Consider the following 17,071-nt stretch of genomic DNA (forward strand, 5'->3'; position numbering starts at 1 on the left):
CACAAAAGGAATACATCCGGGCCACGGCGGTTTCCCGAGGCGCAGTTGTGCAGTGGAAGAAGCGATCCAGAGCGCTTGGCGAATCATGACCATCAGGTCATGAAATACTTACCTGCGGCTTCATTCATCAAGTGCATATACCTCAGAATCTTCCTTAAGAAATTGATGTAACAAAACTGAGCAAATCCACGATTCCTGACTAGGCTAATGGCCAGGGAAAAGCTCGCGTTAGAAGTCCGGGCGTTGTTTTTCGATCGCTGATTTCTGATGTGGGAATTCGTATGGACATGTCGAAACCAAGCCGTCCGATCGCTGCGTTCCGGCCCCGTAGCCAGGCCCTGGCCCTGGAACCCAGGATTCTCTTCGACGGCGCCGCCGCTTCCGCGGCCGACCAGCAGCACCACGCCAGCGACCATGCCGACCAGACCGACGCCAGCCACACCCCCAGCACCCCGGACGCCGCCGCGGCCAAGGCCCCGGGCCAGCCGCGCACCCTGGTGGTGCTGGACAGCCGTGTGGAGAACCGCGAGCAACTGACCGCCAACCTCGCGGCCAACGTCACCACCCTGGTGGTGGACGCCGGCCAGGATGCCCTGGCCGCCATCAGCGCCACCCTGGCGCAGCTGGGCAAGGTCGACTCGATCCAGATCTTCTCCCACGGCGCCTCCGGCCAGTTCACCCTGGGCAACCAGACCTTCACCGCGGCCAACCTCGACCAGTTCGGCAGCACCCTGAACAGCTGGCGCGGCGAACTCGATGCCGGCGCCGACATCCAGCTCTACGGTTGCGCCGTGGGCGCCGGCAGCGCCGGCCAGGCCCTGGTCGACCGCCTGGCGCAATGGACCGGCGCCGACGTCGGCGCCTCCAGCAACGCCACGGGCGCCAGCGCCGCCGGCGGCGACTGGAACCTGGAGGTGCGCCACGGCGACCTGGACAAGAGCATCGCCCTGTCCGCCAGCACCCTCGACCATTTCCAGGGCCTGCTGGCCGACGCCGACCCCACCACCAGCATCGGCAGCGGGGCCGCGGTGCGCCTGGGCGACGACGTCACCTTCACCGTCAGCTTCAGCAACCCCTCGACCCAGGTCGGCTTCGCCCCCTACATCGACCTGTTCCTGCCGGCCACCGGGCGCGACGGCGACGACGGCCTGAGCTTCGTCAGCGCCACCTACCTGGGCCAGACGGTGAAGTCCTTCGTCGTCACCTTCGACGCCAACGGCAATGCCACCCACCCGCTGGCCAAGGACGCCAACGGCAACGCCCTGGTGATCAACGCCGCCAGCGTCGGCATGAAGCCGGGCGATCAGATGGTGGTACTGCAGCTGCCCTACGCCAGCGTCACCAACGGCCAGCCGAGCATCGACGTGCAGGTCACCGCGCACCTGAGCGACCTGGCCGACACCAGCCTCTCCGACGGCGCCCCCAACCTGACCATCAACGCCCGCGGCGGTTTCGAGTACGGCAACGATTCGCTGAACAACCCCACCCTCGACCCCAGCCGGGTGGAAGGCTCGCTGCATGCCTTCGTGGTTACCCCGACTCTGCTCAGCGTGACGCAGACGCTGGACATGCCCGAGGGCGAGACCGTCACCGGCCCGAACTACACCCGTACCGAGAGCGTCACCGTGACCCCGGCCGACGGCCAGACGCTGACCGACGTCACCATCACCCAGACGGTGCCCGCCCAGGTCCACGTCAGCGCCATCACCCCCGGCGCCGGCGGTACCCTGACCTCGGTGACCCTGCACGACGGCACCGTGCTGACCAACCCGGCGCTGATCGCCGTGGCCCTGGCCAACCCGAGCGTCTTCATCAGCAGCTACAGCATCCACTACGACACCCTGAGCGGCCCCAGCACCACCCAGGTCAGCTTCTACGTACCGGAAATCGACGCCAACGGCGCCCCGGTGATCGACCCGAGCACCGGCAACCCGGTGACCATCACCTTCGGCACCGCCACCGCGAGCGGCAACTGGAACCCGCTCGACCCGCGCGACCGGCCCACCGACCCGGATGGCTACCCCTTCACCATCACCGGCGATGGCCAGGGCATCACCTTCGTCGCCAAGTCCATCACCCTGCTCAAGCAGGTGAACCTGCAGAGCGACGTCGGCACCCCCGGACTGACCCCCGGCGACACCCTGCGCTACACCATGGACATCGCCATCTCCGACTTCTTCGGCTTCGGCGAGAACATCCTCCAGCAGGGCCGCTTCACCATCACCGACCAGCTCGGCGACGGCCAGACCTTCGATACGGCCAACCCACCGACCCTGGTCATCCGCCAGGGCGCCAACAGCCAGACCATCGCCCTGGTCTACACCGCTACGCAGAACGCCGACGGCAGCACCACCCTGGTCTTCGACATCGCCCAGTCGATTCTCAACGCGGTGGGCGGCGCCGGCCTGGGCGCCCTGTTCGGCGACCTGGCCCGGGACGACGTGCAGGACGGCGCCGTTCACGCCTTCATCACCTACGACGCCACGGTGGACACCACCTACACCACCGACCACCCGCCCCACGACCAGCTCAACGAGGGCGACAGCATCGGCAACAGCGCCACGGTCAACGCCACCGTGATACGCGACGCCGTCAACCTCGGCAGCGAACAGACCGATGGCTCCAGCACCACCAGCACCATCCAGAGTTCCAGCGTCGACATCGAACTGACCACGGTGAATGGCGGCGCGCCGCCGGCCGACGGCGAGCTGCGCCCCGGCGACGTGGTCACCTTCACCATCAGCTACGACCTGCTGGTGGCCGACTACGAGAACTTCAAGCTCGTCGCCTACCTGCCGCTGCCGCTGCTGGACGCCACCGGCATCGCCTGGAGCGTCGGCAGCGGCGTGGGCCAGTGGTCCTTCGGGCCGGACAACACCATTCTCGACGTGCCGGACAGCGTCACCACCGGCCCGGGCAACTCGATCGTCTTCGACTTCGGCGACTTCATCTCCGGCGGCCTCGACGGCGGCACGGTGCAGGTGCACTTCACCATGGTCGTCGGCGACCAGCCCTTCGCCGACCAGCGCTCGCTGGACGTGCTGGCACAATCCAGCCAGACCACCACCATCGACAAGGACGTGCTGGTCTCCTCCGATGTCGCGGTGATCGCCTCGATCGCCGAGCCGGTGCTGGACATCAAGCACGGCGTGGTCTCCAGCAGCAACGGAAGTGTCACCGGTACCAGCGGCAACTGGACGGCGCCGGGTACCGGCGGCAAGCCCTTCAGCGGCAACGTCACCGACCTTGCGGCGATCAACGGCGACGTCAGCGGCATCGACGGCGGCGACACCCTGCGCCTGGCCACCGCCATCGAGAACAGCGGTGGCGGCGCCGCCTATGACGTCAGCACCAGCATCACCCTGCCGCCGGGGCTGGCCTTCGTCGGCGGCAGCCTGGGCGCGGCCAACCTGCAGGTCTACCGTGGCGACGGCACGCTGCTGGCGCTCGGCACCGACTACAGCATCAGCGGCAACACCATCACCTTCCTCGACGCCAATGGCCAGGCGACCCTGCTGGCCGGGCGCAGCGGCACGGCCAACGACCTCTCCGGCGCCAACCTGGTGGTGATCACCTACGACGTCACCGTCGACAACGCCATCCTCGCCTCGCGCACCCTGCAGAGCAGCACCGCGCTGACCAACTACGCCAGCGTCGAGGGCGGCCAGGACTTCACCCCCACCGACCTGACGGAAATCGCCAACCAGCAGGTGGCCGCGCCGACCCTCGTCAAGAACTATAAGGACGGCAGCCTCAGCGACGACGACTCCAGCGCCGGCCACACCAGCGGCAGCAACCTGGTGATCGGCGAGGGCATGACCTACGACATCGTCGTCACCCTGCCAGAAGGCGGCACCGCCAACCTGCGCATCGACGACCTGATCCCCCCGGGCCTGCGCCTGGACCCGCGCTTCAACGGCAACCTCGGCTACCAGATCATCACCACCGCGGCCGGCAGCGGCGCCCTGGGCCAGGACTTCAACGGCACGCTGAGCGTCTCCAGCTTCAGCGCCGACGGCAGCGACGGCGGCGACATGCGCCTGGTGTTCAGCACTGCCGGCGCCACGGCCGACAACAACACCGGCAACAATGCCTTCGTCATCCGCCTGGTGCTGGTGGCCAGCAATGTGCCGGGCAACCAGGCCGGGGTCAGCCTGAACAACGGCGCGCAACTGGTCTACAGCGACCCGGACGGCGACGCCCCCAACGGCGCCACCGCCCTCGACCGCACCGTGGCCAGCGCCCAGCAGCCCGGCGTGGCCATCGTCGAGCCGACGCTCACGGTGACCCAGCAGATCACCTCCAGCGGCGGCCTTGGCGGCTACGACCAGGGCGACACCATCAGCTTCGACATCACCATCGCCAACAACTCCGGCACCGATGCCTTCGACCTCAGCCTGCTCGACCTGTTGCCGACGGAAATCGACGGCCTGACCATCACCAACGTGACCTACAACGGTGGCGCGACCAACAATGGCGGGCCCGGCTTCGTCATCCTCAACGGCCAGTTGGTCAGCGCCGGCGGCGCCAATATCGACATCGCCAACGGCGGCAGCATCGTCATCAGCCTGAGCGGCGTGGTCAACGCCAGCGCCGCCGGCGAGGCGGCCATTCCGAACAACGCCGAAGTGCGCTGGACCAGCCTCGACGGCAGCAGTAGCGCCACCGACACCGCCAACGGCGAGCGCAGCGGCGACGACGGCCTGCTCGGGGGCGGCACCCTGAACGACTACCGGGTCATCTCGCCGCTGCTGATCCCGGTGGCCAACGGCATCCAGATCTCCCGCGTCGGCGGCATGCAGGACACCCCGCCGCCCAGCGATGCCGGCGGCACCAACACCGCGGCCCTCGACGAACAGGTGGCGGTGGGCGAAGTGATCCGCTACCGCGTGGCGGTACTGGTGCCCACCGGCGACAACCCCAACTACCAGGTCCGCATCGAACTGGCCGCCGGCCTGGAGTTCATCCCCGCCGACCTCAACAACATCCTCATCGCCCTGGTCTCGAGCAACCTCAACGGTCTGTCCAGCGACATCACCCTGACCAGCAACGGCCAGCTATGGATGAACGGCAACGAGGCCAGCGACGTGGCCCAGCCGATCAGCGCCAGCCTCGGCGGCACCGTGCCCGTCGGCCGGTTCGACGCCAGCGGCGGCCGCCTGGACATCGTCACCAACGCCGACGGCAGCCAGACGGTGACCTTCAACCTGGGCAACCTGACCAACACCGAGGCCAACGACAGCGACCTCGAAGGGGTGGTCCTCGAGTTCAACGTGCGCGTCACCAATGTCAGCGGCAACCAGGCCGGCAAGCAGCTCGGCGTGAGCGCCCACGAACACGTCGGCCTGGACGGCGGGGTCGACCGCGGCAAGAGCGACACCCTCTTCGAAACCGTGGTGGAGCCCAGCCTGGCCGGGCTGGACAAGCACGTCATCGACATCCAGCCCGGCGCCGGAAACACCACAGATACCACCGTCTCGGTCAGCTTCACCCAGAACGGCAGCGTGCCGGCCTACAACATCCACCTGCAGGACCAGTTCCCCAACGGCAGCAACTACCAGGTGCAGGGCATCCTGCTCAACGGCGTGGCGCTGAACCTGGCCAACCTGCCGGAAGGCGTCGCCTTCAGCGACGGCAGCGCCATTTCGGTGGACTTCGCCCAGCTCGCCCCCAACGACCAGGTGCAGGTGATCTACAGCGTCACCCTGCCCAACGGCGTGATCGCCGACGACGCCAGCAGCGCCGCGGTGCTCACCTGGACCAGCCTGCCGACGGACTTCGAAAACACCGGCTGGGGCGGCTCCCTGCCCGGCAGCGGCGGCAGCACCGATGGCGAACGCAACGGCCAGGATGGCGCCAGCGGGCTGAACAACTACGTCCTCAGCGAGGGCGCGGGCATGGGCGTGGTTCAGGGCACCCTATGGAACGACAGCCGGTCCGCCACCAGTATCGCTACCCCGGACGGCCCGGGCCTGGACGGCGTGGCCGTACAGCTGACCTGGGCCGGCGCCGACGGCCAGTTCGGCACCGCCGACGACCGCGTGTTCAATACCGTCACCGCCAACGGCGGCATCTACCAGTTCGCCATCCTGCCCGCCGGCAACTACCTGATCGCCGTGCCGCAGGACTATCAATTGGCGGCCAACAACCGCTTCCACATCCGCATCGACACCGACACCGGCACCAGCGCCGCCGGGCTGGGCGCGGTGAGCCTCGCCCTGGGCGAAGGCGCCACCGGCACCGCCGATTCGGGCTACGTGCACCTCAACGAAGCGCCGATCAACACCGTCGCCGACCAGCACGGCACGGAAGACACGGTGCTGCACATCGTCGGCCTGGTCACCAGCGACGTGGACGTCAACGCCGGCAACGCCGACGGCATCATGACCATCACCCTGAGCGTGCAGCACGGCGTGCTCTGGCAGTCGGCCACGCCGCCCGCCGCCGATGCCACGCCGCCCACCGGCGCCGGGCGCACCCTGGTGCTGAGCGGCACCCTGCAACAGCTCAACATCCTGCTCGGCCAGCTCTATTACAAGGGCGACCAGGACTTCAACACCTTCCGCGACAGCGAAACCCTGACCATGGTCACCAACGACCAGGGCAACTTCGGCGACAAGGACGGCGACGGCATCCCCGGCGAGAACCTGGACGATGCCCTGAGCGACACCGACACGCTGAACATCGTCATCGACCCGGTGAACGACGCGCCTCAAGCCAACAACGACATCGCCATCGCCGTGGAGGCCGGCGGCTCCAACAACGCCAGCCCCGGCACCAACCCCACCGGCAACGTGCTGGCCAACGACACCGACGTCGACATCCAGACCAACAACGACTTCCTCAGCGTCACCCACATCGCCAGCAACGCCAACCCCGCCGGGCTGGACCTGCCGTCCAGCGGCGTCATCAGCATCCAGGGGCGCTACGGCACCCTGCTGATCAACGCCAACGGCGGCTACCAGTACATCGTCGACAACAGCAACCCAACGGTGCAGGCGCTACGCACCGCCAACGACCGCCTCAGCGACTTCTTCGACTACGACCTGGTCGACAGCGGCGGCCTGACCAGCAGCGCCGTGCTGCAGATCAACATCCACGGCGCCAACGACACGCCGGTGGCCGCGCCCGACACCGGTATCGCCATCGAGGCCGGCGGCACCCAGAACGGTACCGCCGGCCAGGACGCCACCGGCAACGTGCTGAGCAACGACACCGACGTCGACTCGGTGGCCCTGGGCGAGACCAAGACGGTCAGCCTGGCCCGCTACGACGGCCCGGGTGGCGGGCGCGTGATTCCGGTCGCCAGCGGCCAGCCGGCGGTGATACAGACCGCTTTCGGCAGCCTGACGCTCAACGCCGACGGCAGCTACCGCTATGTGATCGACAACGACAGCCCGGCGGTGCAGGCGCTGTCCCCCGGCCAGACACTCACCGAAGTCTTCACCTACCAGGTCACCGACGCCGGCGGCCTGAGCACCATCACCACCCTGACCATCACCATCCAGGGCGCCAACGACGCCCCGCTGGCGGTCGACGACCAGGGCAGCGCCAGCGCCGGCGCCAGCGACGGCAGCCCGGCGCCGGTGAACGCCAGTGGCAACGTGATCACCGGCGCTGCCGGCGTCGGCACCGATACCGACGTCGACAACCTCGACCAGCCCAACGCCGACGTGCTCAAGGTCGACGGCGTGCGCAGCGGCCTGGAAAGCGCCGGCGGCAGCTTCACCGCGGTGCCGGCCAGCGGCTCGGTGAGCCTGACCACCGAAGTGGCACGCCTGGCCAACGGCAGCCTGATCAACGGCAACTTCGGCCAGCTCAGCCTGAGCGCCGACGGCAGCTACAGCTTCTTCGTCAACAGCGCCAACCCGGACATCCGCGCCCTGGGCGCCGGCGAAAGCCTGGAGGTGATCGTCACCTACCAGATCCATGACAGCGGCGGGCTGACCGACCAGGCGCAACTGGTGATCACCGTCACCGGGGTCAACGACCCGCCACAGATCAACCCGGTGACTGTCGATGCCATCGAAGCCGGCGGCCTGAACAACGCCACCGCGGGCCTGGACCCCAGCGGCAACATCGCCGCGTCCTACAGCGACCCGGACGGCGATACCCTGACCATCACCGCCATCGTCAGCCCCACCGGCGCCAACGGCACCGTCGGCCAGAGCCTGGCGGGCAACTACGGCAGCCTGGTGCTCGACGCCCAGGGCAACTACAGCTACGTGATCGACAACAACAATGCCGCCGTTCAGGCCCTGCGCACCGACGCCGAGCGCCTGACCGAGGTATTCCAGTACAGCGTCAGCGACGGTAACGGCAAGACCGTCACCGCCACCTTCAGCGTGGTGATCCACGGCCGCAACGACACCCCCATCGCCAGCGAAGACGCCCCCATCGCCGTCGAGGCCGGCGGCACCGACAACGGCACCCCGGGCAGCGACCCCAGCGGCAACGCCCTGCTCAACGACACCGACGTCGATGGCGGCGACGGCAAGACCGTCGATGGCCTGCGGACCGGCGCCCTCTCCGCCGGCGGGAGCTTCGTCCAGGTCGGCGCCGGCAACGCCTCGGTGGCCGGCAGCTACGGCAGCCTGAGCATCGACGCCAACGGCAACTACGTCTACACGGTCAACAACGGCCTGGCCACGGTGCAGGCACTGAAGGCCGGCGAGAGCCTCAGCGAAGTCTTCACCTACCAGATGCACGACACCGCCGGGGCCACCTCCCAGGCGCAGATCCGCATCACCATCCAGGGCGCCTGGGACGCGCCGGTGGCCCACGACGACCTGGACTTCGCCGTGGCCACCGACGACGACGGCAATGGCGGCAGCAATCCGATCGGCAACGTGCTGCCCAACGACACCGACGTCGACGCCGGCGACCACAAGACGCTGACGGGCATCGGCCTGGGCGCCGAAGGCGACAACCCGGCGCTGACCGGCGTGCCCGGCGGCACCACCCAGGCCAACGGCCAGGTGCTGGTCGGCCAGTACGGCACCCTGACCATCGGCGCCGACGGCAGCTACCAGTACGTGGTCGACTCCAGCAACGACGTCATCATCGCCCTCGGCCCGCTGGGCTTCGTCATCGAGCAGTTCACCTACCAGGTGACCGACGACGGCGGGCTGAGCGACACCGCCACCCTGAACATCGTCATCCGCGGCCAGGACCAGCCGCCAATCACCGCGCCCGACCAGGGCACCGCGGTGGAGGCCGGCGGCCTGAACAACGCCACGCCGGGCAGCGACCCCGGCGGCAACGTGCTGGACAACGACCACGACCCGGACACCATCGACCTGTTCCCGGAACAGATGACCATCCTCGCGTTCTGGAGCGGCGACCGCCCCCTGCCCGGCGACGCCGCCGCGGCCGGGCAGACCCTGCGCGGCCAGTACGGCGACCTGCGGATCAACGCCGACGGCAGCTGGAGCTACATCCTGGACAACAGCCTGGCGGCGGTGCAGGCCCTGCGCGTCAGCGGCCAGACACTGGTGGAACGCTTCACCTACCAGGTCACCGACATCTGGGACGCCACCAGCAACGGCGTGCTGACCATCACCATCGACGGCCGCAACGACACCCCCATCGCCCAGGACGACGCCGCCATCGCCGTGGAGGCCGGCGGAGTGAACAACGGCACCCCGGGGGTGGACCCCACCGGCAACGTGCTGGACAACGACAGCGACGTCGACGGCGTGCAATACGGCGAGACCAGGCAAGTGATCTTCTTCAGCGGCGAGAACGGCCAGCAGGCCCAGGCCGGGCAACGCCTTGCCGGGCGCTACGGTGTGCTGCTGCTCAACGCCGACGGCAGCTACCGCTACGAGGTGAACAACGCGGACCCGGTGGTGCAGGCCCTGCGCACCGCCGGCGAGACCCTGCGCGAAGTCTTCACCTACCGCATGCGCGACACCGCCGGCGCCACCTCCGATGCGCGCCTGACCGTGACCATCCAGGGCGCCGACGACAACCCGGTGGCGCGCAACGACAGCAACACCGCCAGCGACCAGGTGGTCGCGCCCCAGGCCAGCGGCAACGTGCTGCCCAACGACAGCGACGTGGACGGCGGCGACCGCCTGAGCGTGGTCGGCGTGCGCGTCGGCGCGGAAAGCGCCAGCGGCGCGGCCGGCAGCGTCGGCCAGGTGCTGGCCGGGCGCTACGGCTTCCTCACCCTCAACGCCGATGGCAGTTACACCTACAGCATCGACCAGACCAACCCCGAGGTGCTCGCCGCCGCCGGCCTGGGCCGGGTGCTGCAGGACGTCTTCACCTACACCGTCGCCGACCTCGCCGGCGCCACCGACCAGGCCGAGCTGACCATCACCCTGGAGATCGCCTCGCCCTACATCCAGCCGCCGGCCGGCCCCTACTTCGGCCAGCGCCCCGGCGACGGCCAGCGCAATGCCCCCGGGCTGGGCCTGGAGCCGGCGATCTTCGTGCTGCCGGAAGTCGAGAGCATCGAGCAGCGCCTCATGCAATCCATGTGGCACGTGGACGGCAACCGCGCCGACCTGTTCCTCACCCCCGAGATCGAGGCGGACTCGATCGGCGCGGGCCTGGGCCTGGTGCCCGGCCAGTACGTGGCCCAGGCGGTGGCCGAGAGCCGCGAAGCCAGCGAACGGGAAAGGGCCTGGATCGACGGCCGCCACGGCCGCGCCAACCTCAGCGCCGACGGCCTGCTCAGCGAGCCCTCGCTCTGGGCGCCGCGCGCCAGCGACCTGGTGCCGGCCGCCGAGAAGCCCGCGCAGACCGCCCGCGGCTTCCGCCAACAGCTGCGCGAAGCCGCGCAACGCAGGGGGAGCGCGAATTGAATCGGGATCGACAGAAAAAAACACGCATTGAACAAGGAATGCTTATGCCGGGACAACGCCTCAAGGCCTTGAGTGCCATCATCGCCGTCAGCACCGTGCTTGGCGCCTGCTCCTCGCTGATGGAGTCCAAACCCTACGACGAACAGCAGATGCGCCAGCGCGTCATCGACGACCAGGCGCGCATGTACCGCGAGCAGGAGCCGGTGAACGCGCCCATCACCTTCTACGAAGCCGCGGCGCGAGCCCTGAAATACAACCTCGACTACCGCCTGAAGCTGCTGGAAAGCGCCCTGGCCGCCGACCTGCGCGACGTCACCGCCCACGAGATGCTGCCGCGCCTGGTGGCCTCGGCCGGCTACGCCGGGCGCAACAACGACTCCGGCGGCACCTCCATCGGCATCCAGGACCGCCAGGTGTCCCTGCGTCCGTCCACCTCCGAGGAGCGCTACCGCGACATCGACAGCCTGGGCCTGTCCTGGAGCCTGCTGGACTTCGGCGTGGCCTACTACCGCACCCAGCAGAAGGCCGACCAGATCCACATGGCCGAGGAACGCCGCGAGCGCGTGGCGCAGAACGTCATGCAGGACGTGCGCAACGCCTACTGGCGGGCCCTGGGCGCCCAGCGCCTGCTGCCGGAGGTGGACAACCTGCTGATGCGCACCCACCGCGCCCTCACCGCCGCCCGCGAGGCCGAGAACCAGGGCCTGCTGCCGCGCCAGGACATCCTCGCCTACCAGCGCGCCCTGCTCGACTCGGTGTACATGCTCACCGTGCGCCGCCAGGACCTGGAGTTCGCCCGCGCCGAACTGGCCGCGCTGATGTCGCTGCCGCCGAACTCGAAGATGCTCCTGGCCGACACCAGCGAGCCGCCGCTGCCGCTGGTCACCAGCAACGTCGAGAGACTGGAGCAGCTGTCGCTGCAGCACCGCCCGGAAATCATGGAGGAGTGGTACCGCAAGCGCGTCGACGAGAACGACCTGAAGATCGCCAAGGCCCAGCTGTGGCCCAACGTCAGCGTCAACTACGGCTACCAGTACGACTCCAACAAGTACCTGTACAACAACCACTGGAACGAGACCGGCGTGCAGGTCTCCATCAACCTGCTGCGCCTGCTGCAGTACCCGGCGCTGAACACCGCCCAGCAGACCCAGGCCAAGACCGACGACATGCGCCGCACCGCGCTGTCCATGGCCATCCTCACCCAGGTCCGCGTCGGCCTGCTGCGCTACCAGCTGGCGCGCCAGGAAGTGGAGTTCGCCGACGACAGCCTGCGCGTCGACAAGAGCCTGCTGGACTACGCGCAGAAGGCCCGCAGCGCCGCCCTGGGCACCGAGCTGGAGCTGATCCGCGCCGAAGGCCGCTACCTGCTCTCGCGCTACCAGCGCGAGGCCGCCTACTCCGACGCCCAGGCCGCCTGGGGCCGGCTGTACAACTCGGTGGGTTTCGCCGTGCTGCCGGACAAGGTGGAAAACCACGACGTGAAGACCCTGGCCCGGGAAATCCAGCGCACCCTGGAACAGGAGAGCGGCAGCAACCTGCTCACCGCCAGCAGCGCGGGCGCCCCCAGCAGCAATCTTTCCGGCAACAACCTCTCCAGCAGCAACGAAGGAAGCGCCAATGCCGCACAGCCGTAAGTCCTGCCTGTCGTGCCTGCCGTTCCTGTTCCTCGCCCTGCTGCCGTCGGCCTTCGCCGCCGACGGCGACCCCGCCCTCCCGCCGCCGGCCGCCGGCGACGAACCCAACGCCATCCGCGTGCTGCTGGTATCGGACCTGGAGACCACCCTGTCCAGCCAGATGAACGGCACCCTCGGCGAACTCAAGGCCAGCCTCGGCCAGAAGGTCGGCAAGGACGCCCTGCTGGCCCAGCTCCAGTGCGTCGAGGTGCAGGCCCGCGCCAAGGTCGCCGCCGCCGAGCTGGGCATGGCCCGGCAGAACCTGGCGGCCAAGCGCAACCTGCAGAAGCTCGACGCCGCCGGCGAGCTGGAAGTGGCCATGGCCACCACCGAGGTGAGCAAGGCCGAGGGCGCCCTCACCCTGGCCCGCGCCCAGGCCGGCTACTGCCAGGTGCAGGCGCCCTTCGCCGGGCGCGTGGCCAAGGTCTACGTCAAGCCGTACCAGACCGTGCAGGCCGGCGCGCCGCTGTTCGACCTGGTCAGCGACGGCGCCCTCAAGGTGCGCCTGAACGTGCCCTCCACCCTGCTGCCGCAGCTCAAGCCCGGCATGCCGGTGGAAGTGGAGATCCACGAGACCGGCAAGCGCTACCCGGCCAAGGTCAGCGCCATCAACGCGCGGGTCGACGCCGTGGCCCAGACCGTGGAGCTGGAGGCGCGCCTGGATGCGGCCTATCCTGAACTGATCGCGGGCATGAGCGGTACCGCGCGCTTCCCCGACGCGCAAGAGTAGGCAGCCATGAGCGAGATGTTTCCGCCACCCCAGCTGCTGCTGAGCCTGGCCAACCTGCGCGACCGCGCCCTGGCCGCGGAGTCGCTGAACGCCCTGGCCTTCTCCATGGCCAACGACCTCTACGCGCTGCTGCGCTTCCACCAGGCGCTGGTGCTGGCCCAGCACGGCCAGCAGCTGGAGCTGCTGTGCATCTCCGGCCTTGCGCGGCCCACCGAGGACTCGCCCTACCTGGTCTGGCTGCGCCGCGCCGGGCGCTGGCTGAGCGGCCAGGTGGCGGACGCCGCGCCGCGCTGGCTGCCCCGCGAAACCCTGGAAGTGCCCGAGGACATCGCCGAAGGCTGGGCCGAATGGTGGCCCAGCGGGCTCTGGGTCATCCCCCTGCATGACCGCCACGGCCAGCGCCTGGGGCTGCTGGTGTTCCTCCTCGACGAAGCCCCGGCGCCCTCGGTGGAGCACCTGCTGCAGGGCGTGTTCCAGACCTGGGCGCACTGCTGGGCGGCCTTCGGCAAGCCGCGCTCGCTGCGCTTCTGGCGCCCCAGCCGGCGCCAGCTGTTGCTCGGCGTGGCGGTGCTGGCGGTGATGCTGCTGGTGCCGGTGCGGCAGACCGCGCTGGCCCCGGCCGAAGTGGTGTCGCGCAATGCCCAGGTGATCAGCTCGCCGATCGACGGGGTGATCGCCCGCATGCTGGTGCGGCCGAACCAGAGCGTCGAGGTCGGCACCCCGCTGTTCGCCCTCGACGAAACCACCCTGCGCAGCCGCGCCGAAGTGCTGGCCAAGGAAGTCGCGGTGGCCGACGCCGAGCTGCTGGCCGCCAGCCAGCGCGCCTTCGACAACCCGCAGAGCAAGGGCGAGCTGGCGGTGCTCAACGGCACCGCGCGGCAACGCCGCGCCGAACTGGCCGCGGTGCAGGCGCAACTGGCGCGCACCACGGTGCTCTCGCCGCGCGCCGGGGTGGCGGTGTACAGCGACCCCAACGACTGGCTGGGCAAGCCGGTGGTCACCGGCGAGCGCATCCTCCAGGTCGCCGATCCCCGCCAGCCGGGCATGCGCATCCAGCTGCCGGTGGCCGACGCCATCGCCCTGGACAGCGGCGCGCCGGTCACCCTGTTCCTCACCGCCTACCCGCTCTCGCCGCTGCACGGGGAAATCCTCGAAACCAGCTACGAAGCGCGCCCGGGCGACGACGGCGTGGCCTCCTACCGCCTGCTGGCCAGCGTCGAGGGCGCCCCGGCCCACGCCCGCCTGGGCCTGCACGGCACCGCCAAGCTCTACGGCGAGCGCGTGCCGCTGGGCTACTACCTGCTGCGCCGGCCGCTGGCCGCCGCCCGCGCCTGGACCGGTTGGTGATGGACGCCACCGCCGAAGACCTGCCCACGCCGCCGCTGCGCGACGACCTCGACATCGCCGAGGCCGGCAGCAATGCCGACGGCGAGCCGGCCTGGGTGATCCACGACAACGTCACCAACCGCTTCTTCCGCATCGGCTGGCTGGAGTTCGAATGCCTGCTGCGCTGGGAGCAGACGCCGCGGCGCATCGCCGAAGACATCGCCGAGCAGACCGCGCTCAAGCCCGACGTCGAGCAGGTGCTGGGCTTTCGCGCCTTCCTCGAACGCCACCAGCTGGTGCGCCCCGGCGCCCAGGCCCTGGAGCGCCTGCGCGAGGCCAGCGAGGGCAAGCAGTTCCTGACCTGGAAATGGTGGCTGCACCACTACCTGTTCTTCCGCATCCCGCTGCTGCACCCGCAACGCCACCTGCGGCGCCTGGCCGGCGCCCTGGGCTGGCTGTTCCACCCCTTCATGGGCGTGCTGGTGGTGAGCCTGGGCCTGCTCGGCATCGTCCTGGTGGCGCACCAGTGGGACACCTTCCGCCACGACGTGGTGGAATCCTTCTCCACCGAGGGCCTGCTCAGCTTCGCCCTGGCCCTGGTGGTGGCCAAGACCCTCCACGAAATGGGCCACGCCCTGGTGGCCACGCGCCTGGGGCTGAAGGTGGCGCACATGGGCATCGCCTTCGTGGTGATGTGGCCGATGCTCTACACCGACACCGGCGAGAGCTGGAAGCTGCGCAGTTCGAAACAACGCCTGGCCATCGCCAGCGCCGGCATCCTCACCGAGCTGGGCCTGGCCGGGCTGGCCACCCTGGGCTGGGCGCTGAGCGACCCGGGCCCGCTGCGCAACGCCCTGCTCTACCTCGCCACCACCAGCTGGGCGCTGTCCCTGGCGCTGAACGCCAGCCCCTTCATGCGCTTCGACGGCTACTTCATCCTCTCCGACCTGCTCGACTTCCCCAACCTGCACGAGCGCGCCACGGCCCTGGCCAAGGTCACCCTGCGGCGCAACCTGCTGGGGCTCGACGAAGCCTGGCCGGAAGCCTTCCCGGCGCGCCAGCGGCGCCTGCTGGTGGCCTTCGCCATGATCACCTGGGTGTACCGCCTGGTGCTGTTCCTGGGCATCGCGGTGACCGTCTACCTGTTCTTCTTCAAACTGCTCGGGATCTTTCTCTTCGCCGTGGAAATCTCCTGGTTCATCGTGCAGCCGATCTGGCGCGAACTGAAACACTGGTGGCAGCACCGCGGCGAAGTGCGCCGCGGCCGCCGCCATCTGTTCCTCCTCCTGCTGGCGGCCGCCCTGCTGCTGGTCGCGGTGCCCTGGCGCAGCCAGATCCACGCCGTGGGCCTGGCCCGCGCCGAGCACCAGGTGCGCCTCTACGCGCCCTTCCCGGCGCTGCTGCAGCAAGTGCGCAAGGCCGGCCCGGTGCAGGCCGGGCAGACCCTGGTGGTGCTCGACCAGCCGGACATCACCATCCGCCTGGCCGGCAACGAAGCCAGCATGCAAGGCTACCGCGCCCGCCTGGCCGGCCTGCTGGCCGACCCCGCCGGCCTGGCCGAGGAAGCCGCCACCCGCCAGCGCTACGGCGTGCAATTCCAGGAAGCCCGCGCCGCCCGCTCGGAAATCGCCCGGCTGAACCTGCAGGCGCCCTTCGCCGGCCAGTGGCTGGACCTGAACCCGGACTGGCGCAGCGGCCAATGGATAGGCACCCGCGAACCCCTGGGCGTACTCATCGACCCACGCAGCTGGCAGGTGGACGCCTACGTCGGCCCCGACGAAATCCAGCGCCTGGGCGAAGGCAGCGCGGTGCGCTTCTACCCCGAGGGCGTGCCCCGGGCCATCACCGGCAAGGTCCTGCAGATAGGCACCACGCGCATCGGCCAACTGGGCCAACCGGCCCTGGCCTCCCGCCACGGCGGCCCCCTGGCGGTGCAACCCCACGGCGACCAACTGGTGCCCAGCAGCCCGCTGTTCCACGTGCTGGTGCAGCTGGACGAAGCCCCGCCGAACCTCCACGAAACCCGCGGCCACCTGCAGATCGAAGGCCAGCGCCGCAGCTTGCTGGCGGACGGGTTGATGCACCTGGCGGCGGTGTTCATGCGGGAGAGTGGGTTCTAGCGCTCCCGCGATTTCGCGCGCAGGGCGCGCTCCTGCATGGGAGCTGCGCCGAGGCGCTCTTCGTAGGATGGGTTGAGCCTTGGCGAAACCCATGCGGTCGTGGTGATGGGTATCGCTTCGCTCAACACCATCCTACGAAAAGCCGTGCTTCCTGGAACGTAAGCGGGCCCTGCCCGCGACTTCGCGCGCAGGGCGCGTTCCTGCATGGGAATGGCGTAGGTTGGGCGGCGTAGGCGCAACTGTCCTGCCCCGCGCCGAGATGCGGAGGATAACCGCGAACGGTTATGCGCCCTACGAACTTGCCGGTTGACGCTGAACTATCCGACCGCTCCGAACGGCTCCCTCTCCCGCTTGCGGGAGAGGGCTGGGGAGAGGGCGCTCTCACCCCCCCACAACAAATTGCAACGC

The 17,071-nt window shown here is 69.2% G+C and carries 5 protein-coding genes; all 5 read left to right on the top strand.

Annotation, left to right across the window (positions count from 1 at the left end; genetic code table 11):
• The first annotated feature begins 281 nt into the window (after positions 1 to 281).
• From FG99_RS17735 to FG99_RS17755, 5 genes are read left to right on the top strand one after another with little or no spacing between them, the layout of a single operon-like run.
• Positions 282 to 10,814, top strand: a complete 10,533-nt coding sequence (locus FG99_RS17735) for a VCBS domain-containing protein (RefSeq protein ID WP_043271614.1) — start codon at positions 282 to 284, stop codon at positions 10,812 to 10,814.
• A 44-nt stretch (positions 10,815 to 10,858) separates the two neighbouring features.
• On the top strand, positions 10,859 to 12,448 hold the full coding sequence (locus tag FG99_RS17740) for a TolC family protein (RefSeq protein WP_043271616.1): 1,590 nt from the start codon (positions 10,859 to 10,861) through the stop codon (positions 12,446 to 12,448).
• Positions 12,432 to 13,217 carry an efflux RND transporter periplasmic adaptor subunit gene (locus tag FG99_RS17745; protein WP_043271618.1) on the top strand — a complete coding sequence of 262 codons (786 nt, stop codon included), beginning with the start codon at positions 12,432 to 12,434 and terminating at the stop codon, positions 13,215 to 13,217. Before FG99_RS17740 ends, FG99_RS17745 begins: the two co-directional genes overlap by 17 nt.
• Before the next feature lie 6 nt (positions 13,218 to 13,223).
• Complete coding sequence (locus FG99_RS17750) at positions 13,224 to 14,564, top strand: efflux RND transporter periplasmic adaptor subunit (protein ID WP_043271620.1); 1,341 nt, start codon at positions 13,224 to 13,226, stop codon at positions 14,562 to 14,564.
• Positions 14,564 to 16,663: a site-2 protease family protein gene (locus FG99_RS17755; RefSeq protein ID WP_141766240.1), complete on the top strand. Its 2,100-nt coding sequence runs from the start codon at positions 14,564 to 14,566 to the stop codon at positions 16,661 to 16,663. Before FG99_RS17750 ends, FG99_RS17755 begins: the two co-directional genes overlap by 1 nt.
• Positions 16,664 to 17,071: the final 408 nt, after the last annotated feature.

Origin of the sequence: Pseudomonas sp. AAC, assembly GCF_000725445.1 — a bacterium.
Lineage (GTDB): Bacteria > Pseudomonadota > Gammaproteobacteria > Pseudomonadales > Pseudomonadaceae > Pseudomonas > Pseudomonas citronellolis.